The following is a 19,673-nucleotide window of genomic DNA, read 5'->3' as shown; positions in this document are numbered from 1 at the left end:
TGTTCGCCCACTTCAGTGTCCGGTCACCTTCGCCGCGTACGGTGAGAGCCACCGCACGCTCACTCCGAGGAGGACCCAGGTGACCAGGATCGTGATCATGGGCGGGGGCCCGGCCGGCTACGAAGCCGCGCTGGTCGCGGCCCAGCACGGAGCCGACGTCACGATCGTCGAGCGGGACGGCCTCGGTGGCGCCTGCGTCCTCTACGACTGCGTCCCCTCGAAGACGTTCATCGCGAGCTCCGGCGCGCTGGCGAAGATGCACGACCTCAGCGAGCTCGGCATCAACACCGACCTGGCCGACACCAGCATCGACCTCCCGACCGTCCACGGCCGGGTGAAGGGCCTCGCGCTCGCCCAGTCCGCCGACATCCGCGCCCGCGTCCAGCGCGAAGGCGTCCGCGTCATCGCCGGCGAGGCCCGCTTCTGCGACGAAGAGCCCGGCCTGGCGACGCACAAGGTCGCCGTCACGACCAAGGACGGCACCGAGAAGCTGCCCGCCGACGTCGTCCTCATCGCCACCGGCGCCACCCCGCGCGTCCTCCCCGGCGCGGTGCCCGACGGCGAGCGCATCCTCGACTGGCGCCAGCTCTACGAGCTCCAGGAGCTGCCGGAGCACCTCGCCGTGATCGGCTCGGGCGTCACCGGCGCCGAGTTCGCGTCCGCCTACACCGAGATGGGCGTCAAGGTCACCGTCGTCTCCAGCCGGGACCGCGTCCTCCCGCACGAGGACGCCGACGCCGCCGCCGTGCTCGAAGAGGTCTTCTCCCAGCGCGGCACGACCGTCGCCAAGCAGGCGCGCGCCGACCGCGTCGAGCGCACCGAAAAGGGCGTCGAGATCCACCTCGCCGACGGCCGCGTGATCGAGGCCAGCCACGCGCTGATGACCGTCGGGTCGGTGCCCAACACCAGGGACATCGGCCTGGACAAGGTCGGCATCGAGCCCGGCCCCGGCGGGTTCATCACCGTCGACCGCGTTTCGCGCACCTCCGTTCCCGGGATCTACGCCGCCGGCGACTGCACCGGCGTGCTCATGCTGGCCTCGGTGGCGAGTATGCAGGGCCGCATCGCGATGTGGCACGCGCTGGGCGAAGGCGTCGCGCCGATCAAGCTCAAGACCGTCGCCGCCAACGTGTTCACCCACCCGGAGATCGCCACCGTCGGCATCAGCCAGCAGGCGATCGACTCCGGCGAGGTGCCCGCGCGCACCATCATGCTGCCCCTGGCCACCAACGCGCGCGCGAAGATGGAGGGCCTCCGCCGAGGCTTCGTGAAGCTGTTCTGCCGCCCCGCCACCGGCGTGGTCGTCGGTGGTGTCGTCGTGGCGCCGCAGGCGAGCGAGCTCATCCTTCCCATCGCGCTCGCCGTCCAGAACCAGCTCACAGTGGACCACCTGGCACTGACATTTTCGGTGTACCCGTCGCTGTCGGGCTCGATCACCGAGGCCGGCCGCCAGCTCATGCGCCACGACGATCTCGACTGATCCGGCACGCAACCCGGGCGCACCCGCCGCGTCTTGTCGGTTGTAAGGCTGAAGGACGCGAAGGGTGCGAACGTGCGCAAGACGGTGGTTTTCGTTGCGGCAGCGGTGATCGGGGCGACGGCGCTGACGGGACCGGCGATGGCGCAGAGCACTGGTCCGGCCCCGAGCACGAGCCCCGCGCCGAACGCGAAGACGGGCAGCGTTCAGCTCAACGTGAACACCGCGATCAACCAGACGCTGGTGGACAAGTACGTCCGCGACGCGCCGAACGTCGCGCTGGCGAAGTGCGATGGCCCTTCGCCGGCCTTCGCCTCGCCGGTGCTGACGTTCAGCAACTACACCCCCGGCCCGTTCATGGGCGCCGACGCGAACATCAGCGCCGACGTCGAGCTCAAGCCCGGCACCGCGGCGGGGACGTACCCGCTGAGCGTGACCTGCGGCGGCCAGACCTACACCACGCAGTTCTCGGTGCCCGCCGCCCAGGTCGCGAAGGTGCCGTCCGGCGCCGCGAAGGCCGGCGACGGCAGCATGGCGGGCTGATTTCCCCCCAGAACTCTCCGGGGAGGGAAGAGGGGTTGGAAATGAAAAGGTTCCTGGCCGTCGCCGCCGTTTCGAGTGGCTTGTTGCTCTCGGCCCCGGCGGCCTTCGCCGCGACGCCGGCCGAGCACGCGGGAAACCCGAAGGCCTACCTCCGCGTCATGCCGACCGCGGCCCGCCCGGGCGCGAAGGTGCAGATCCGGCTCGGCTGCGAAGCCGCGAGCACGCGCGACCTGGCGTCCCCGGTCCTCAAGGTCGGCGCGCTGCGGCGCGTCGGCCCGCAGAACGACCCGGCCAAGGCGCCCGCCGCGGCCGCGGCGGCGGTGGTGCAGGCCGCGAAACCGGGCGTCTACCGGGTGTCGTTCTCCTGCGGCGGCGCGGAACTGACCACGAAGTTCACCGTTCTGGGTGAACGTCGTCAGGTGGCGAAGGTGCCGTCGGGCGCACCGCAGACCGGTGGTGGTTCGGCCGGCCACGGACCGCTCGCCGCCGCCGGCGCGATGGGCGTGCTGGCCGTCGGCGGTGGCGGTCTCGTGCTGGCGCGACGATTATGGCGACGTTGATCCGCTGATTTCCCCGAACCGGAAGCCGCCCGAGGGCGGCTTTTTTCCTGCGCGTTTTCGCGACGCATTCGTGACCTCCGGACGCAACCAACCGCAGGTGGAGACGTCTTGATAAGCGAAGGTGGGGGCTGGGGCCGAAGCAGGGGGAACTGCGAACGGTGGCCGTCGCCCGTTGTTTTCCGATCCGGAATCGACAGGGGAGAAAGAATGAAGAACACCGTTGTCGTCGCGGGCGTTGCCGCGGCTTTCCTGGTTCTCGCGCCCGGCGCGGCGCTCGCCACGACGCCGACCGGGGGACCGGCGACCCCGTCGACGAGCACGATCCGGACCGCGCCGCCGTCCCCGACCGGCATGCCGACGGTGCCGCGCACGACGGACCCGGGCACCGACTTCCCGGACGGCCCGATCGCCCGGATCAACCGCTCGTTGACGGTGGTGCCCGGCAAGGCGGTACCGGGCACGCGCGTGAAGCTCGACTTCGTCTGCCGCACGCACGGGCCCGACGAGAAGGTCTCCGTCCAGTCGGCGGCGCTGGCCTTCGACAAGAGCGGTGCCTGGGCGACCGCCGTGGTGAAGGACGTCAAGCCCGGCAAGTACACCGTGACGATGTACTGCGCCCACGAGGACTCCAGCACGGTCTTCGAGGTGCTCCCGGCGGCCAGGCAGGTCGCCAAGGTGCCGTCCGGCGCGCCGCAGACCGGGGGCACCGACGGCCCGGTCGACGGCTCCGGTTTCCCGGCCGCGGCCGCCATGGGGGTGCTGGCCCTCGGCGGAACCGGGCTCGTGCTGGCCCGGCGGGCGCGCCGCCGCTGATCCGGCCGCGGAGGTACCGTCGGGACGCAACCGAATGGACCACCCGGACGTGTGAACTTGCAGGCGCCAGTCAGGGGGAGACATGACCAGGAGGATCACGAACAGACGGGGTGTCCTGATCGCCGTCGTCGCCGCGGTGCTGGCCACGCTGGTGGTGCTGGCGCTGACGCTCGGCGGCGGCCCCGGCCCGGGTACCGCCGAGCCGCCGGCGGCCCAGCCGGTCGCGGTCGCGCCGGAGCCGCAGGCGGACAGCCCGGAGGCCGTCGCGGCGTTGCCCAAGTCCGAACCCGTCTCCATCGACATCCCGAAGATCGGCGCGCACTCGTCGCTGGTCCCGCTGGGACTCAACCCGGACAACACCGTCGAGGTGCCGCCGGTGACCACGCCGCTGCAGGCCGGTTGGTACACCTACGCGCCGACGCCGGGCGAGGTCGGCCCGGCCGTCGTCCTCGGGCACGTCGACGGCAATCACCAGAAGGGGATCTTCTTCCGGCTCAAGGAGCTGGCCGCCGGGGACCGCGTCTCGATCGCCCGCAAGGACGGCACCACGGCGGTCTTCGAGGTGACGAAGGTGCACCAGGTGCCGAAGAAGGACTTCGAGGCCGAAGGCGTCTACGACGACACGGCCGGTCCCGAGCTGCGGCTGATCACCTGCGGCGGCGTCTTCGACCGGAGCGCGCACAACTACGTCGACAACATCGTCGTGTACGCCCGCCTGGTCCAGGCCTGATTTTCGGTTTTTGTCGGTGCCCGGTGCAAGACTGTGCCGGTCGTCACCAGCGGCGGCACGGACGAGGGGTTGGGAGTCGGCATGGTGTTCCGGGACGAAAGCTGGCCGGACGGTACGCCCGGCTGGGTGGACCTGATGGTGCCCGATCAGGAGAAGGCGATCGCCTTCTACGGCGGCCTGTTCGGCTGGGACGTGCAGCGGGGCGGTGAGGAGACCGGCTTCTACGGCATGGCGCAGCTGCGGGGGCGCCCGGTCGCCGGCCTCGGCCGGACCCCACCGGGCCAGGACATCCCCCCGTTCTGGACGACCTACCTCGCGGTGTCCGATGTGGACCGCACGGCCACGGCCATCACCGAGGCGGGCGGGCAGATCGTGGTGCCGGTGACGGAAGTGCTGAAGGAGGGCCGGATGGCGATCGCGGCCGACCCGGCGGGTGCCGTCTTCGGGCTCTGGGAGGCCGGCAACCACATCGGCACGCAGGTCACGGCGGCCCCGGGCACCTTGGCCTGGAACGAATGCATGAGCCGCGACTTCGCGGCGGCGAAGCCGTTCTACGAGGAGATTTTCGGCTACGGCTTCCAGGACATCTCGAGCGACCGATTCACGTACGCGGTGGTGCTGATCGACGGGCGCCCGATCGGCGGGCTCGGCACGGTGCCGGCATCGGTACCACCCGAGGTGCCGTCGTACTGGTCGGCGTACTTCTGGGTGGCGGACGCCGACCAGAGCGCGGCCAAGGTGACCGACCTGGGCGGCACGGTCGAGGGCAAGCCGTTCGACTCACCGTACGGGCGGCAGGTGCGGGTGGCGGACGATCAGGGAGTGCCGTTCGTGATCATCGCCCCGAACGCGCAATCCGGTGAGCCGGAGGGCTGGGAGGTGTGACCCGGGCGGGCCGGAGGGCTGGGAGGTGTGACCCGGGCGGGCCGGAGGGCTGGGAGGTGTGAACCGGGCGGTGCTTTTGGCCGGGGGCCGTGGTTGGCCGCGGGAGGCGTGATCGGGTGAGCCGGGAGCAGCGGGAGGCGGCGACCTCGGCCGGTGTCGGGCGGCCTGGGAGCGCCAAGGCGCGGCGCCTCCGGCTGTGGGAGGTGTGACCGGCCAGGCCGGGAGCGCCGTCGGCGGCCTCGGCGTTGGGAGGGGTCGTCGGGCGGGCTGGGAGTGCCGTCGGCGCGCTCGGCGTTGGGAGGGGTCGTCGGGCGGGCTGGGAGTGCCGTCGGCGCGCTCGGCGTTGGGAGGGGTCGTCGGGCGGACTGAGAACGCTGTGAGGCGGCACCTTCGGCCGTGGGCGATGCGACCGGCCAGACCGGGAGGGCCCGGATGGCGCCTTTGGCGTGGGGGTGCGGCCGGGCGAGCCGGGAGCGCGGCGGGACCTCGGCGCGCGGAGGCCTGAACAGCCAGGCCGGGAGCGCCACGACGTGGCACCCCCGGCCCCGGCCGGTCAGTCCTCGTCGGCGACCCAGTCGAAGGTCTTGGTCACCGCCTTCTTCCAGTTGCGGTACTCGCGCTCGCGGCGGGCGTCGTCCATCGACGGCTCCCACTGCTTGTCCTGGGCCCAGTTGGTGCGGATGTCGTCCTCGGACTTCCAGAACCCGACGGCGAGGCCGGCGGCGTACGCGGCACCCAGCGCGGTGGTCTCGTTGACCACCGGGCGGATCACCGGCACGCCGAGGATGTCGGCCTGGAACTGCATGAGCAGCTCGTTGACGACCATTCCGCCGTCCACTTTGAGGGAGGTGAGCGAAACACCCGAGTCGGCGTTCATCGCCTCGAGCACCTCGCGCGTCTGGAACGCCGTCGCCTCCAGCACCGCGCGGGCGAGGTGGCCCTTGTTGACGAACCGGGTGAGGCCGACGATCGCGCCGCGGGCGTCGGATCGCCAGTAAGGAGCGAACAGGCCCGAGAACGCCGGGACGAAGTACGCGCCGCCGTTGTCCTCGACGCTGCGCGCGTGCTCCTCGATCTCGGCCGCCGTCGTGATCATGCCGAGGTTGTCGCGCAGCCACTGCACCAGCGAACCGGTGACGGCGATGGAGCCTTCCAGCGCGTAGACCGTGTCGTTCGAGCCGATCTTGTAGCAGATCGTGGTGAGCAGCCCGTTCTGCGACATCACCTTCTCGGTGCCGGTGTTGAGCAGCATGAAGTTGCCGGTGCCGTAGGTGTTCTTGGCCTCGCCGGGTGAGAGGCAGGCCTGGCCGAACGTCGCGGCCTGCTGGTCGCCCAGGATGCCCGCGATCGGGACGCCCGCCAGCGCGCCCTTCTCGCGGACCTTGCCGTACTCCTCGGACGAGGAACGGATCTCCGGCAGCATCGAAAGGGGGATGCCCATCTCACCGGCGATCTCGGCGTCCCACTGCAGGGTGTCGAGATCCATCAGCATGGTGCGCGACGCGTTGGTCGGGTCGGTGACGTGCACGCCGCCGTCCGCGCCACCGGTCATGTTCCACAGCACCCAGGTGTCCATGTTGCCGAAGATCAGGTCGCCGGCCTCGGCCTTCTCGCGCGCGCCCTCGACGTTGTCCAGGATCCACTTGACCTTGGGCCCGGAAAAGTACGTCGCGAGCGGGAGGCCGACCTTGTCGCGGTAGCGCTCCTGGCCGCCGCCGAGGTTGCCGAGCTCGGTGACGATCTTGTCGGTGCGGGTGTCCTGCCAGACGATCGCGTTGTACACCGGCTTGCCGGTGGTCTTGTCCCAGACGAGGGCGGTCTCGCGCTGGTTGGTGATGCCGACGGCGGCGATGTCCTTGGCCGTGAGGTCGGCCTTGGCCAGCGCCCCCGCCGCGACCCGGCGCGTGTTCTCCCAGATCTCTTCCGCGTTGTGCTCGACCCAGCCGGCGCGCGGGAAGATCTGCTCGTGCTCGCGCTGGTCGACCGAGACGACGCGGCCCTCGTGGTTGAAGATCATGCACCGGGTGGACGTGGTGCCCTGGTCGATCGCGGCTACGTACGAAGTCATGTGTGCTCCCGGATTTCCGTCGAACGGGCGATCAGGTCAGGTTGTGGACGGCGAGGTACAGCAGAGCGGCCAGGGCGCCGCCGACGAGCGGGCCGACGACCGGGATCCACGAGTAGCCCCAGTTCGCGTTGGCCTTGTTCTTGATCGGCAGCAGGAACGCGTACGCGATCCGCGGGCCCAGGTCGCGGGCCGGGTTGATGGCGTAGCCCGTCGGCCCGCCGAGGGAGGTACCGATCACGAGCACCACGAACGAGACGCCCGCGTAGCCCAGTGCGGAGTTGCCGAAGTTCGGGGTGCCGCCGTCGCCGGCCGCGTAGACCGGGCTGAGCAGGATCCAGGCGACCAGCACGAAGGTGCCGATGATCTCGGTGACGAGGTTCCAGGCGGTGTTGGGGATCTGCGGTGCGGTGGAGAAGATGCCGAGGGTGTTCTCGGGCTCGGGGTGGTCGTCGAACTGCAGCTTGTAGGCGGCCCAGCAGAGGACGGCACCGAGGATGGCGCCGGCGAACTGGCCGATGAAGTACAGCGGGACGTCCGCCCACTTCGTCTTGTCGGCGATGGCGAGGCCGAGGGTCACGGCCGGGTTGAGGTGGGCCCCGCTCGGGGCGGCGATGCTGGCGCCGGTGAAGACGGCGAACGCCCAGCCGAAGTTGATGAACAGGAAGCCCGCGTTGTGACCGTTGTTCTTACGGAGCACGTGGTTCGCGACGACGCCGTTGCCGAGCAGGATCAGCGCGGCCGTTCCCAGTAGTTCCCAGACGATTATTGCTCCAGCACTCACCGCTGCACCTCCACACTGGACACTCTGCGCAGGGTCGATCACGGCGTGCCACGGCCCCGTTGCCGACCCACGTCCGCGCGACGTTACCGGGGCGTAGAAGCTACTTCCAAGCACCGGGCAGCCGAATCTTTTCAAGATCGCGGAGGGTTACGCCACAAGTGTCATCCGTGGACGGGCGGATGATCACCGGGTCGTGCGATGCTGGAAGCCTCGCCGGCACGAGGAGGAATGTCACGTGGCGCAGCACGCAGCGGAGACGAACCCGGCTCGACTGGGCCCGGTCAAGCGGGAAGAGACGTGGCAGCGGCTCGGCAAGGAGACGTTCGACCTCGTCGTCATCGGCGGCGGCGTGGTCGGGGCGGGCACGGCGCTGGACGCCGCGACGCGCGGGCTGCGGGTCGCGCTCGTCGAGGCCCGCGACCTCGCGTCCGGGACGTCGAGCCGGTCGAGCAAGCTCTTCCACGGCGGCCTGCGGTACCTGGAACAGCTCGAATTCGGCCTGGTCCGGGAGGCGCTGCGCGAGCGCGAGCTGATGCTGACGACGATCGCGCCCCACCTGGTGAAGCCGGTCAGCTTCCTCTACCCGCTGACGCACCGCGTCTGGGAGCGCCCGTACACCGCGGCCGGCCTGCTGATGTACGACACGATGGGCGGCGCCCGCAGCGTCCCGGGGCAGAAGCACCTGACCCGCGCCGGCGCGCTGCGGATGGTGCCGGCGCTCAAGCGCTCGGCGCTGATCGGCGGGATCCGCTACTACGACGCGCAGTCCGACGACGCCCGCCACACGATGACGGTGGCGCGGACGGCGGCGCACTACGGCGCGGTCGTGCGGACGTCGACCCAGGTCGTCGGGTTCCTGCGCGAAGCCGACCGGGTGTCCGGCGTGCGCGTGCGCGACGTCGAGGACGGGCGCGAAACGGAGATCTCGGCCGCCGCGGTGATCAACTGCACCGGCGTCTGGACCGACGAGCTGCAGCGCCTCTCGGGCGGCCGCGGCCGGTTCCGGGTGCGCGCGAGCAAGGGCGTGCACATCGTCGTCGCGCGCGACCGGATCGTCTCGGAGTCGGGGATGATCCTGCGCACCGAGAAGTCGGTCCTGTTCGTCATCCCGTGGCGCAACCACTGGATCGTCGGCACGACGGACACGGACTGGAACCTCGACCTCGCCCACCCGGCGGCGACGAAGCACGACATCGACTACATCCTCGAGCACGTCAACACGGTCCTCGCGACCCCGCTGACGCACGACGACATCGAAGGCGTGTACGCCGGCCTTCGCCCGCTGCTGGCGGGGGAGAGCGAAGAGACGTCGAAGCTGTCGCGCGAGCACGCGGTGGCCCGCGTGGCCCCGGGCTTGGTGGCGATCGCGGGCGGCAAGTACACGACCTACCGGGTGATGGCGGCGGACGCCGTCGACGCGGCGGCGGTGGACCTGCCGGGCCGCTCCCAGCCATCGATCACGGACAAGGTCCCCCTCCTGGGCGCGGACGGCTACCACGCGCTGGTCAACCAGGCCGACCACCTGGCCGCGGAGCACGGCTTGCACCCCTACCGGGTGAGGCACCTGCTGGACCGCTACGGCTCACTCGTCCACGAGGTCCTGGCCTCGGCGGAGGGCCGCCCGGAGCTGCTGAAGCCGATCGAGCACGCCCCGGACTACCTGGGCGTCGAAGTGGTGTACGCGGCTTCGCACGAAGGGGCGCTGCACCTGGAGGACGTCCTCGCCCGCCGGACGCGCATCTCGATCGAGTACGCGCACCGCGGCGTGGACTGCGCCGAGCAGGTGGCCACACTCGTGGGCGAGGTGCTCGGCTGGTCGCCCGAAACGGTGAAGCACGAGATCGAGGTCTACCGGGCCCGGGTGGAGGCGGAGCGCAAGTCCCAGTCGCAGCCGAACGACGAAGCGGCGGACGCGCTGCGGTCGGCGGCGCCGGAGGCCCGGGCGGGCATCGTGGAGCCGGTGAGCTGAGCGGGGGTCACGACGTCCGGTGCCAGCGGATCAGCCGCTCACCGGTCGGCGCCCGCTCGGCCTCCGGGCCCACCAAGGTGAACCCGCAGCGCTCGGCGACGATCGCCGAGGCCGCGTTGCTCTCCTCGTACCGGTAGCTGACCTCGGTCAGCCCGAGGCCGCCGAAGCCGAACCGCAGCGCCGCGTTCAACGCCGTCGTCGCGATCCCCTTGCCGCGCTCGGCCGGGTGGACCCAGATCGTCGCCTCGGCGTACGACGCGTCCAGGTTCAGCTCGCGCAGCCCGACCTCGCCCAGCAGCCGGCCCGAGGTCGGCTCGGCGATCGCCCAGGAACAACGCTCGTCGCCCGCCCACTGGGCCGCCCGCAGGGCCACGTACTCCGTGGCCTCGTCCAGGGTGCGCAGCCGGTAGTTCAGGACGTACTTGCGGTGCGTCGGATCGGCGAACGCCTCCATCAGCAACGGGCGGTCGTCGAGGTGGCGGTCGGCGCGCAATTGGCGCAGGTAGTACGTGCCCGCGTTGATCTCCACCGGTTCCACTCCGCCCAGCCTAGCCAGGCCGGGAGCGAGCCGCTCCCGGCCCGGCGATCAAGGACGGCTCAGCGGGTGAAGCGCCAGATCACCGGCACTCCGCCCTCGTCGAGCGGCCCGTTCGACGCGACACCGGCGAACGTTCCGTCGTCGGTCACCCCGTTCGCCTGGAAGTTCGGATAACCGCCCGGCTGCCGCAGCTCACCGGTCGGGGTGGTGCCGAACCACGTGCTCGGCTTGCCGCGGAACGAGCCCGGTACCGGGGTCGTCCCGTAGGTCAGCCCCGCGCGGTTCAGCGCATACGCGGCGTCGCCGCCGGGCAGGACGGCCGGCACCCCGGCGGAGTTCCAGCGCATGGCCCGGGAGCCCGCGACCGTGCCGTCCGAGGCCGAGCCGACGACGACGCCGTGGCGGATCGCCGAGCCGCTCGTGTACTGGAAGCCCGGTGCGGTGAGCGCCCGGTAGCCGCCGTCCTTCCACAACAGACCCCACTCGAAGGAGGAGAACAGCACGGTCCCGTCGTCGTCGATGTCCAGCGGGAGCTCGTACTGGTGTGTCGCCGGGATGATCACCGGTGCGCGGCCGTCCGCCGGCCACACGATCGCGCCGTCCCGCGCCGGGTCCTCGTGGAAGACCTGCCCCAGCACGTCTCCGCGGGCGTTGACGGCCGTGGTCTGGGCCTCCTGGTAGCCCGCCGGCGTCTCGCGGAGGTGGAACCCGCTCGCGTCCAGCACGAACGGCCGGACGGCGCTCGCGTCGTAGTCGGTCGCCGTGCCGACGACGGTGCCGGCGCCGTTCTCGTCCTCGACCATGGCCCACTCGAAGCCGTCCGGGACGCCGCGCAGCACCGGCTTGCCGCCGCGCCAGCTCACGACCTGCAGCTTGCCGTCGACGACGAACGACCCCGTGTACTCGCCGCGGCCGTTCGAAGCCTTCAGGTAGCCGTGCCCCGCGGGGTCGGCCCCGGCCGGCAACGGCAGCACCGCCGGCTGCCAGCTCGGCCGCCCGCCCTCGGCCTGCGCCGGCCCCGCGGCCAGCCCCGCGACGGCGATCGCCACGGTGGCGAGCACCCCCGATCGCGCCCACATCCTGCCCATGGATTCCTCCCTTTCCCCCGACCTGCGTGTGATCACCACGCCGGAGCGCGGGAGCAGGTTGCCCGGCGAAGGGAGCAATCAGGAACGGCGGCGGCGTGCCCCGGCGATCATGGCCACCACCAGTGGCAGCGCCACCGAAATGATCAGCAGCCGGCCGCGGGAGAGGATCAGCACCGCGATCGCCAGGACGATCGCGATCGGCACCGCGCCCGCCGTCAGGAACCGGACCAGGGCGGTGTCCCCGGCAGGCGCCACCATGGGCGCGGACACCCCGGTCAGCAACGCGCTCGGCCGGGGCGAGGGCAGGTCGTCGAAGAGGGGCACGAGCTCGCTGACGCGCTTCGCCGCGGTGACCTTCGCGGACCGGGCGCCGTACTCGTCGATGTCGAGCCGGCCGGTGCGGACGTGTTCCTCCAGGACGTCCAGGGCGTCCTGGCGTTCCTCGTCGCTCAACCGCATGTCGCCCACGGCCGGATCAGCGGCCCAGTTCGCGGCGGTAGGAGTCGCGCAGCTCGCGGCGGCGCTCGCGGTCGCGCAGGTGCCGCTCGCGGCGGTCGCGGTGGTGCTGGTCGTGGTTCCAGTCGTGGCCCCACATCGACTTGCCGAACACCGTCAGCCCGATCGGGACGAAGATGATCGGCCAGGCCAGCGTGCCGGTGGCGATCAGCGCGATCGCGGCGATGAAGGCCAGCGGCACGATCGCGGCGAGGAACCGCTGCGGCGGCGACCAGTTGTCCGGGGTCCGCGGGCGCGCCGGCTCGGGTGGCGCGGCGGCGGGCTCGGGGGCCGCGACCGCCTGCGGGACGTCCTCGTACCGCGGGTGCGGGGCGGGGAGGTCCGCGAAGATCTCGGCGAGCTCGCCGCGCGTCTTGGCCGCGGTGATCCGGGCCGAGCGCTCGCCGTACTCGTCGATGTCGATCCGCCCCGCGCTCATGTGCTCGCCGAGGGCGGACAGCGCGGACTCACGGTTCTGGTCGCTGATCCGCAGCTGCGGAGACGGGACTTCGGTCACGTAGTCGATGGTAGGCCGCCCCGGGGGCGGCCCACCACGACATCTGTAACGAACCGTGCTACTTGAGCTCGAGCAGCTGTGTGCCTTGCGTCACGGCGGCGCCGACCTCCACCGAGAGCCCGGTGACCGTGCCCGCTTTGTGGGCGGTGACCGGATTCTCCATCTTCATCGCCTCGAGGACGACGATCAGCTCACCGGCTTCGACCGTCTGGCCCTCTTCGACGGCCACCTTGACGATCGTGCCCTGCATCGGCGCCGTGACGGCGTCACCGCTCACCGCCGCCTTGGTGCCGCCGGCCCGCTTTCGCGGCTTCGCCTTGACGGCCGTCCCGCCGCCCCCGCCGCCGCCTTCGAACGCGAACCCGCCCGGCAGCGACACCTCGAGCCGGCGCCCGCCGACCTCGACGACGACGTTCTGCCGCGGTTCCTCTTCGGCGGCCTCGACGTCCGGGGCCACGAACGGCTCGATCCGGTTGTCGAACTCCGTCTCGATCCAGCGCGTGTGCACGCTGAAGCCGTTCTCGTCGCCGATGAACGCCGGGTCGTTCACGATCACGCGGTCGAACGGCAGCACCGTCGCCATGCCTTCGACGACCATCTCGTCGAGTGCCCGGCGGCTGCGTTCGAGGGCGTTGTTCCGGTCCGACCCGGTGACGATCAGCTTGGCCAGCATCGAGTCGAACTGCCCGCCGATGACGCTGCCGGATTCGACACCCGAGTCGACGCGCACGCCCGGCCCGCTCGGCGCGACGAACTTCGTCACCGTGCCCGGGGCGGGCAGGAAGCCGCGGCCGGCGTCCTCGCCGTTGATGCGGAACTCGATCGAGTGCCCGCGGGGTTCGGGATCGGAGGTGATCCGCAGCTGCTCGCCGCGCGCGATGCGGAACATCTCGCGGACCAGGTCCAGCCCGGTCGTCTCCTCCGACACCGGGTGCTCGACCTGCAGCCGGGTGTTGACCTCGAGGAAGGAGATCGTGCCGTCGGTCGCGACGAGGTACTCGACCGTGCCGGCGCCGTAGTAGCCGGCTTCCTTGCAGATCGCCTTCGCGGATTCGTGGATGCGCTTGCGCTGCTCGTCGCTCAGGAACGGCGCGGGCGCCTCCTCGACGAGCTTCTGGTGCCGGCGCTGCAGCGAGCAGTCGCGGGTGCCGACGACGATCGCGTTGCCGTGCATGTCGGCCAGCACCTGCGCCTCGACGTGGCGCGGCTTGTCCAGGTACCGCTCGACGAAGCACTCGCCGCGGCCGAACGCGGCGACCGCCTCGCGGGTGGCCGACTCGAACAGCTCAGGGATCTCTTCGCGGGTGCGTGCGACCTTCAGGCCGCGGCCGCCACCGCCGAACGCGGCCTTGATGGCCACCGGCAGGCCGTGCTCGTCGGCGAACGCGACGATCTCGGCGGCGTCCTTGACCGGCTCCTTCGTGCCCGGCACCAGCGGGGCGCCCGCGCGCGTGGCGATGTGGCGGGCGGTGACCTTGTCGCCGAGGTCGCGGATCGCCTGCGGGCTCGGCCCGATCCAGGTCAGCCCGGCGTCCAGGACAGCCTGCGCGAAGTCCGCGTTCTCCGACAGGAAGCCGTAGCCGGGGTGCACCGAGTCGGCGCCCGACCGCTTGGCGGCGTCCAGGAGCTTGTCGAAGTTCAGGTAGCTCTCGGCGGCCGTCGTGCCGCCGAGCGCGAAGGCTTCGTCGGCCAGGCGCACGTGCGGTGCGTCGCGATCCGGGTCGGCGTACACCGCGACACTGGCCAGCCCAGCGTCCTTCGCGGCTCTGATGACGCGTACCGCGATTTCGCCACGGTTGGCGACCAGGATCTTGGTCACCGGACCACCCGTGGTTTCGCCGACCTGCTCGGCCACCCCGCACCTCCTGCGTCCGACAGCTGCATTGCTGACCGCCCACGCGGCATCAGGGAAGTCTACGGATCTGACGTCCGGAGTCTCCTGAGTGAGAGGTGGACCACGCTCAGACGTGGTGGCGCAGCTCCTCGGGCAGCGGCGAGTCGAGCACGATCACGTCGTACGGGTTCGCGGAGTGCACCTTCGGCAGGTGCTCGGTGTTCACCAGCACCCACGGCTGGTGCTCGCCGCAGCAGTCGATCAGCCGGTCCAGCGCGGTGAAGGCGACCAGCGCGGTGCGGCCGTCCGGTGTGCGGCGCAGCTCGATGGACGCGCCTTCGGCCTCGGGGTCGACCGGGCCGGTCGGGAGGTACAGGGCGGGCGGCAGGTTCGGGTTCGTCACCCGGACAACATAGACGGACACCCTCCGCTACGTGCGACCCCGTCAGGTTGAACCGGCCACACCGCGACGGGGCGTTGCCGACACGCCCACGTGAAGCGGCTTACCCTCTGCCTTATGCGGACTACGGCAGCGCGGACGCCCCGGTCGGCGCTGCTGACCGCGGTGCTGGCCGCGGTGGTCACGGTCGGCGCGATCGGCGCGGTGTTCCTGTTGCGGCCGCGGCCCGAGGCGGCCCCCGGACTGGCCGAGCCCGCCGCCGGCCCGGTGACACCCGCGGTGACCTGCGGCGGTGGCCCGTGCCGTCAGCTCGCGGCGGTGACCGTCGGGGGCACGCCGGTGGTGCTGCTGACCGACTCCGCGGGCGGTTCGGCCCGCCTGCGCGTCGGGCCCGAGCCGGGCACGGTGTTCGAGCTGTCGATCGCCCAGCTGGGTGTCCGGCTGGACCAGAACTCGCTGCGCTGCATCGACGGCCCGGCGCCGGCGTGCCTGGTCCGCGGCGACGTGGGCGACGACGGCACGGCCGCGTACGGCGAGCTGCTGGTCGCCGGCGGGGGAGTGTGGCGCGACTGGGGCAAGCCGTTCTACGCGGACGCCGGGACGCTGTCGCTCTACGACGTCACGGCCGACGCCAGCCCCGACGTGATCGTGGTCCGCCACGACTGCCCGGATTCCGCTTCCGGCACGCCGAAGTGCGCGGCCGCCCCGGTGCTGGGCGAGGTGTACGACCTCTCGGGCCGGACGGTGGGCTGCACGCGCCGGGTGACGTCGCCGTCGGACCTGCGCGGCTGGCCGGACATCCGCCTCACCCGCGCCGACCTCCGCAGCTGCCCCTCCTGAAACGCGTGAAGGCCGCCTCGAACACTCGAGGCGGCCGTCACGGGCGGGCGGATCAGGCGGGGGCGGGCTCGGTGTGGCGCGCGGCCGAGCCGTCGTCGCTGTGCTCGGGACGGTCGGTCGGGGCGTTGAGGACCTCGTCGTCGAGGAGGCCTTCGCTGCGCGCCACGATCGTCGGGACCACGATCTGGCCGGCCACGTTCGTCGCCGTCCGCATCATGTCCATGATCGGGTTGACCGAGTAGATCAGGGCCAGGCCCAGCGCGACCTGCTTGGCGTCGAGGCCGATGAACGACGTCGTCAGCGTGAACGCCGTCAGCCAGCCGGTGGTCCCGGCCGTCGCCAGTGCGCCGACCACGGCGACCACGACGATGCCGACGTACTGCCAGAAGTTCAGCGACACCCCGGCCAGGTTGGCGACGAAGATCGCCGCGATCGCCGGGAACACCGCCGCGCAGCCGTCCATCTTGGTCGCGCTGCCGAGCGGGGTCGCGAAGGCCGCGTACGCCGGCTGGACGCCGAGGTTGACCGCGGACTGGCGGGTCAGCGGCAGCGTGGCGGCCGAGGACTGCGAGGCGAACGCGAACTGGATCGCCGTGCCCGCCTTCGCGAAGAACTTCAGCGGGCTGACCTTGGCCACGAACTGCAGCAGGATCGGGTAGACGACGAACAGCACGAGCAGGCAGCCGACGTACACCGCGAGCGTGGTGGAGAACAGCGGCCGGAACAGCGCGTCGCCGTAGTTCGACACCGCCGCGCCGATCAGGCCGATGATGCCGATCGGGGCGAGCCGGACGATCCAGCCGAGGTAGCGCTGGATGATCTCGAACACGCTGGTCGTGAAGTCCACGAACGGCTTCGCCTTGTCACCGAGGCTGTAGGCGGCCGCACCGATGACCAGGGCGAGGAACAGCACCTGCAGCGTCTCGCCGTCGGCAAACGCTTTCACGAAGTTCTCGGGCAGCAGCCCGTCCACGAAAGCGCTCCACGAGCCCCAGTGGTCGACGCTCTGCGCCGCCTTGTCGGCGTTCTTGGCCGTCGCCTCGACACCGCCGAGCCCACCGGAGCCGGGGTTGAAGATCCGGCCGACCGCGATGCCGATCAGCGACGCGATGAACGACGTGATCGCGAACCACAGCACCGTCTTGCCGCCGAGGCGCGCCGCGGTGCGGCCGCCACCGAGCTTGCGGAGGCTGTTGATGCCGACCACGATCGCCGTGAAGACCAGCGGGATCACCGCGATCTGCAGCAGCGTGGTGAAGATGGTGCCGATCTGGTCGAGGAGATCGGTCAGCCAGCCGGCCTCGGTTTGCCGCGCGACGACGCCCAGGAGGGCGCCGACGACGAGCGAGCCGAGAACCGCGGCCGCGAACACCCGCGGCTTGGTGTATGTCCGTACGAAAGACACGGGGCGACTCCGGTGCTCGAAAGTTTCCAGTCTTGCCGGGTGAAGAGAACGTTAGGCAAGGAAGGACTCTTCCGGATCACCCGAAGGTGTGGTGCCTTTCTCAGGATGCGGGAGGCCGCCAGAGATCCACGACACTCACGCCGACCTCGGCCAGCAGCCGCCGCGTCAGGGGCAGGCTGATCCCGATCACGCTGGTGTGGCCGCCTTCGAGCCCTTCGACGAACCAGCCGCCCAGGCCGTCGATCGTGAAGCCGCCGGCCACGTTGAGCGGCTCGCCGCTGGCGACGTAGGCGTCGATCTCGTGTTCGCTCGGCGTCCCGAACCGGACGGTGGTCGATTCCCAGCCCGCGGCCTCCTTCGCGCGCGTCCCGCCGTCGAGTCGGACGACCGCGTGCCCGGTGAGGAGTTGACCGGATGTTCCCGCCATCGCGGCCCAGCGGGTGCGGGCAACGTCCGGCGTACCGGGCTTGCCGACCATCTGCCCGTGGATCGAAAGCATCGAATCGCAGGCGACGACGACGGCGTCCGGGTGCGCCGCGGCGACCTGGTCGATGACCGCTTCGGCCTTGGCCGTCGCGAGGGCCTGGACCAGCTCGGACGGGGACGGATCGGTCAGCGAGGCGGCGACCGCGTCCTCGTCGACGCCGGAGACGAACACGGCGGGATCGAGGCCCGCGGAGCGCAGGAGGCCGAGGCGGGCGGGGGACTGGGAGGCGAGGACGAACTGCACGTCTGAAACTTACTTGACCAGGCGGTCGTGACCGAATTGTGACCGGCGTCACGTCACCGGGGAGTTAATTTGTTTTGGCTCGCAACTTATGGATCGACGGAACGTCACGGAGGGAACACATGCCGCTCCTCCGCACCACGAGATCTTTGCGACCCCTTGCGCTGGCCGGCCTCCTCTTCGCGGGCACGGCTCTCGTCCCGATGGCTTCCGCCTCCGTGACACCGCTCTACAAGGACTCCCGCGCCTCGGTGGCCGACCGCGTCACGGACCTGATGGCGCGGATGACGCTCGACGACAAGGTCGGGCAGATGACCGAGGGCGAGCGCGGTGCCGCGACCCCCGCCCAGTCCGCCGCCGCCCGGCTCGGGTCCATCCTCTCCGGCGGCGGCTCGACGCCGTCGCCGAACACCCCGGCCGGGTGGGCGGACATGGTCGACGCCTACCAGCGGGCGGCGACGTCGACCGGCCTCGGCATCCCGCTCGTCTACGGCTCCGACACCGTGCACGGCCACAACAACGCCGCCGGCGCCACGATCTTCCCGCACAACATCGGTCTCGGCGCCGCGAACGACCCGCAGCTGGTCAGGCAGATCGGCGCGATCACCGCCCAGGAATCCGCCGCCACCGGCGTCAAGTGGGGCTTCGCGCCGTGCCTGTGCGTCGCCCGCGACGACCGCTGGGGCCGCACGTACGAGTCCTTCGGCGAGGTTCCCGACAACGCCGTCGCGAACTCCGTCGTCATCGAAGGCCTGCAGGGTTCTTCGCTCGGCAACACGACGTCGATCATGGCCACCGCCAAGCACTTCATCGGCGACGGCGGCACCACCGGCGGCGTCGACCAGGGCAACACCCAGATCGGCCTCGACGAGCTGCGGAGGATCCACCTGCCGCCGTTCCAGGCCGCGATCGCCCACGGCGTCGGCTCGGTGATGATCAGCTTCAACAGCTGGAACGGCGTCAAGGACCACGGCAACAAGTTCCTCGTCACCGACCTGCTCAAGACGGAGCTGGGCTTCTCCGGGTACGTGATCTCCGACTGGAACGGCATCGACCAGATCGACGGCCGGACCGGCTTCACCGCGGCCGAGGTCAGCCAGGCCGTCAACGCCGGGATCGACATGGTCATGGTCCCGAACGACTATCTGAAGTTCATCAGCACGCTCAAGGCGGAGGTCCTCAACGGGCACGTCCCGATGTCCCGCATCGACGACGCCAACCGGCGGATCCTCACGAAGAAGTTCGAACTGGGCCTCTTCGAGCGCCCGTACACCGACCGCTCGCTGCAGGCGGACTTCGGCAGCGCGGCGCACCACGCCGTGGCGCGGCAGGCGACCCGCGAGTCGCAGGTGCTGCTGAAGAACGACGGCGTGCTGCCGCTGGCCAAGCAGGACAACAGGATCTTCGTGGCCGGCAAGAACGCCAACGACCTGGGGAACCAAGCGGGCGGCTGGACGCTGAGCTGGCAGGGCCAGAGCGGCACCCGGGTCATCCCGGGCACGACGATCCTCGACGGCATCAAGGCCGGTGCCGGGAAAGGCACGGTGGTGACCTATGACCGTGCGGGTAGCGGAATCAACTCCGGTTACAAGGTCGCGGTCGCCGTGGTGGGCGAAACGCCGTACGCCGAAGGGCAGGGAGACCGGCCCGGCGGCGTCGGCCTCGACGCCGAAGACGTCGCGCTCATCGGCAAGCTGAAGGCCTCGGGTGTCCCGCTGGTCGTGGTGACCGTGTCCGGGCGTCCGCTGGACATCGCGGCGGAGCTACCGTCGATGAAGGGTCTGGTGGCGGCCTGGCTGCCGGGCTCGGAAGGCGCCGGCGTCGCGGACGTCCTCTACGGCGACTACAACCCGGCCGGGAAGCTGAGCTTCACCTGGCCGGCCGGCTCGTCGCAGGAACCGATCAACACCGGTGACGGCAAGCAGGGCCTGTTCCCGTACGGGTTCGGCCTGTCGTACCGCCGCTAGCCACCGCTCCCGCGGTCCGTGCAGGCCCCCGCTCCG

19 protein-coding genes are annotated in these 19,673 nt (G+C 71.0%); 9 read left to right on the top strand and 10 right to left on the bottom strand.

All coding sequences use genetic code 11. The annotated features are described in order from the left end of the window. Nucleotides 1–79: 79 nt before the first annotated feature. From H5965_RS17380 to H5965_RS17355, 6 genes are all read left to right on the top strand, one after another. On the top strand, nt 80–1,480 hold the full coding sequence (locus H5965_RS17380; RefSeq protein WP_310971045.1) for an NAD(P)H-quinone dehydrogenase: 1,401 nt from the start codon (nt 80–82) through the stop codon (nt 1,478–1,480). Nucleotides 1,481–1,552: 72 nt separating this feature from the next. Beyond that, nucleotides 1,553–2,020 carry a hypothetical protein gene (locus tag H5965_RS17375; RefSeq protein ID WP_310971044.1) on the top strand — a complete coding sequence of 156 codons (468 nt, stop codon included), beginning with the start codon at nt 1,553–1,555 and terminating at the stop codon, nt 2,018–2,020. 41 nt (nt 2,021–2,061) lie between these two features. Further along, nucleotides 2,062–2,580, top strand: coding sequence for a hypothetical protein (locus tag H5965_RS17370; protein ID WP_310971043.1), 519 nt, complete (start codon nt 2,062–2,064; stop codon nt 2,578–2,580). A 207-nt stretch (nt 2,581–2,787) separates the two neighbouring features. Further along, nucleotides 2,788–3,393, top strand: a complete 606-nt coding sequence (locus H5965_RS17365) for a hypothetical protein (RefSeq protein ID WP_310971042.1) — start codon at nt 2,788–2,790, stop codon at nt 3,391–3,393. Nucleotides 3,394–3,475: 82 nt separating this feature from the next. Then, entirely contained in the window at nt 3,476–4,123 is a 648-nt protein-coding gene (locus tag H5965_RS17360) for a class F sortase (protein WP_310971041.1), read from the top strand. 81 nt (nt 4,124–4,204) lie between these two features. Beyond that, a complete protein-coding gene (locus H5965_RS17355; protein ID WP_310971040.1) occupies nt 4,205–5,008 on the top strand; it encodes a VOC family protein in 804 nt (267 codons plus the stop codon). A 553-nt stretch (nt 5,009–5,561) separates the two neighbouring features. On the opposite strand, the gene glpK is transcribed toward H5965_RS17355, so the two are convergent. Beyond that, nucleotides 5,562–7,076 (bottom strand): glycerol kinase GlpK, encoded by a 1,515-nt coding sequence (glpK, locus tag H5965_RS17350; protein WP_310971039.1) that lies wholly within the window; start codon nt 7,074–7,076, stop codon nt 5,562–5,564. A 31-nt stretch (nt 7,077–7,107) separates the two neighbouring features. After that, complete coding sequence (locus tag H5965_RS17345; RefSeq protein WP_310971038.1) at nt 7,108–7,857, bottom strand: MIP/aquaporin family protein; 750 nt, start codon at nt 7,855–7,857, stop codon at nt 7,108–7,110. A 235-nt stretch (nt 7,858–8,092) separates the two neighbouring features. On the opposite strand from H5965_RS17345, the gene H5965_RS17340 reads away from it, so the two are divergent. Continuing rightward, the gene (locus H5965_RS17340) at nt 8,093–9,826 is read left to right on the top strand and encodes a glycerol-3-phosphate dehydrogenase/oxidase (RefSeq protein WP_310971037.1); all 1,734 of its coding nucleotides are present in this window, start codon (nt 8,093–8,095) and stop codon (nt 9,824–9,826) included. 7 nt (nt 9,827–9,833) lie between these two features. On the opposite strand, the gene H5965_RS17335 is transcribed toward H5965_RS17340, so the two are convergent. From H5965_RS17335 to H5965_RS17310, 6 genes are all read right to left on the bottom strand, one after another. Further along, nucleotides 9,834–10,364, bottom strand: a complete 531-nt coding sequence (locus tag H5965_RS17335) for a GNAT family N-acetyltransferase (protein ID WP_310971036.1) — start codon at nt 10,362–10,364, stop codon at nt 9,834–9,836. Between the two features lie 59 nt (nt 10,365–10,423). After that, nucleotides 10,424–11,452, bottom strand: coding sequence for a hypothetical protein (locus tag H5965_RS17330; protein WP_310971035.1), 1,029 nt, complete (start codon nt 11,450–11,452; stop codon nt 10,424–10,426). Nucleotides 11,453–11,530: 78 nt separating this feature from the next. Continuing rightward, on the bottom strand, nt 11,531–11,920 hold the full coding sequence (locus H5965_RS17325) for a DUF1707 domain-containing protein (protein WP_310971033.1): 390 nt from the start codon (nt 11,918–11,920) through the stop codon (nt 11,531–11,533). A gap of 7 nt (nt 11,921–11,927) precedes the next feature. Further along, a complete protein-coding gene (locus tag H5965_RS17320) occupies nt 11,928–12,464 on the bottom strand; it encodes a DUF1707 domain-containing protein (protein ID WP_310971032.1) in 537 nt (178 codons plus the stop codon). 58 nt (nt 12,465–12,522) lie between these two features. Then, the gene (locus tag H5965_RS17315; protein ID WP_310971030.1) at nt 12,523–14,319 is read right to left on the bottom strand and encodes an acetyl/propionyl/methylcrotonyl-CoA carboxylase subunit alpha; all 1,797 of its coding nucleotides are present in this window, start codon (nt 14,317–14,319) and stop codon (nt 12,523–12,525) included. Nucleotides 14,320–14,425: 106 nt separating this feature from the next. After that, nucleotides 14,426–14,701: an SAV_915 family protein gene (locus tag H5965_RS17310; protein ID WP_310971029.1), complete on the bottom strand. Its 276-nt coding sequence runs from the start codon at nt 14,699–14,701 to the stop codon at nt 14,426–14,428. 114 nt (nt 14,702–14,815) lie between these two features. On the opposite strand from H5965_RS17310, the gene H5965_RS17305 reads away from it, so the two are divergent. Beyond that, nucleotides 14,816–15,538: a hypothetical protein gene (locus H5965_RS17305; RefSeq protein WP_310971027.1), complete on the top strand. Its 723-nt coding sequence runs from the start codon at nt 14,816–14,818 to the stop codon at nt 15,536–15,538. A 52-nt stretch (nt 15,539–15,590) separates the two neighbouring features. Here H5965_RS17305 and H5965_RS17300 read toward each other — a convergent pair whose 3' ends face one another. After that, entirely contained in the window at nt 15,591–16,943 is a 1,353-nt protein-coding gene (locus H5965_RS17300; protein WP_310971026.1) for a dicarboxylate/amino acid:cation symporter, read from the bottom strand. Nucleotides 16,944–17,043: 100 nt separating this feature from the next. After that, a complete protein-coding gene (locus H5965_RS17295; protein ID WP_310971024.1) occupies nt 17,044–17,673 on the bottom strand; it encodes a nucleoside triphosphate pyrophosphatase in 630 nt (209 codons plus the stop codon). Nucleotides 17,674–17,792: 119 nt separating this feature from the next. Between H5965_RS17295 and H5965_RS17290 the strand changes: the two genes are divergently transcribed. Continuing rightward, on the top strand, nt 17,793–19,637 hold the full coding sequence (locus tag H5965_RS17290; RefSeq protein WP_310971023.1) for a glycoside hydrolase family 3 N-terminal domain-containing protein: 1,845 nt from the start codon (nt 17,793–17,795) through the stop codon (nt 19,635–19,637). Nucleotides 19,638–19,673: the final 36 nt, after the last annotated feature.

It is taken from the genome of Amycolatopsis sp. 505, from assembly GCF_031625235.1.
GTDB lineage: Bacteria > Actinomycetota > Actinomycetes > Mycobacteriales > Pseudonocardiaceae > Amycolatopsis.
The sequence above is the reverse complement of the archived record's forward strand: the minus strand, read 5'-3'. Positions and strand labels throughout refer to the sequence as shown.

Bases quoted from the DNA above. Each gene is read 5' to 3' on its own strand.
- H5965_RS17370 (WP_310971043.1), top strand. From the start codon at position 2,062: ATGAAAAGGTTCCTGGCCGTCGCCGCCGTTTCGAGTGGCTTGTTGCTC.
- H5965_RS17365 (WP_310971042.1), top strand. From the start codon at position 2,788: ATGAAGAACACCGTTGTCGTCGCGGGCGTTGCCGCGGCTTTCCTGGTT.
- H5965_RS17360 (WP_310971041.1), top strand. From the start codon at position 3,476: ATGACCAGGAGGATCACGAACAGACGGGGTGTCCTGATCGCCGTCGTC.
- H5965_RS17355 (WP_310971040.1), top strand. From the start codon at position 4,205: ATGGTGTTCCGGGACGAAAGCTGGCCGGACGGTACGCCCGGCTGGGTG.
- glpK (WP_310971039.1), bottom strand. From the start codon at position 7,076: ATGACTTCGTACGTAGCCGCGATCGACCAGGGCACCACGTCCACCCGG.
- H5965_RS17330 (WP_310971035.1), bottom strand. From the start codon at position 11,452: ATGGGCAGGATGTGGGCGCGATCGGGGGTGCTCGCCACCGTGGCGATC.
- H5965_RS17305 (WP_310971027.1), top strand. From the start codon at position 14,816: ATGCGGACTACGGCAGCGCGGACGCCCCGGTCGGCGCTGCTGACCGCG.
- H5965_RS17290 (WP_310971023.1), top strand. From the start codon at position 17,793: ATGCCGCTCCTCCGCACCACGAGATCTTTGCGACCCCTTGCGCTGGCC.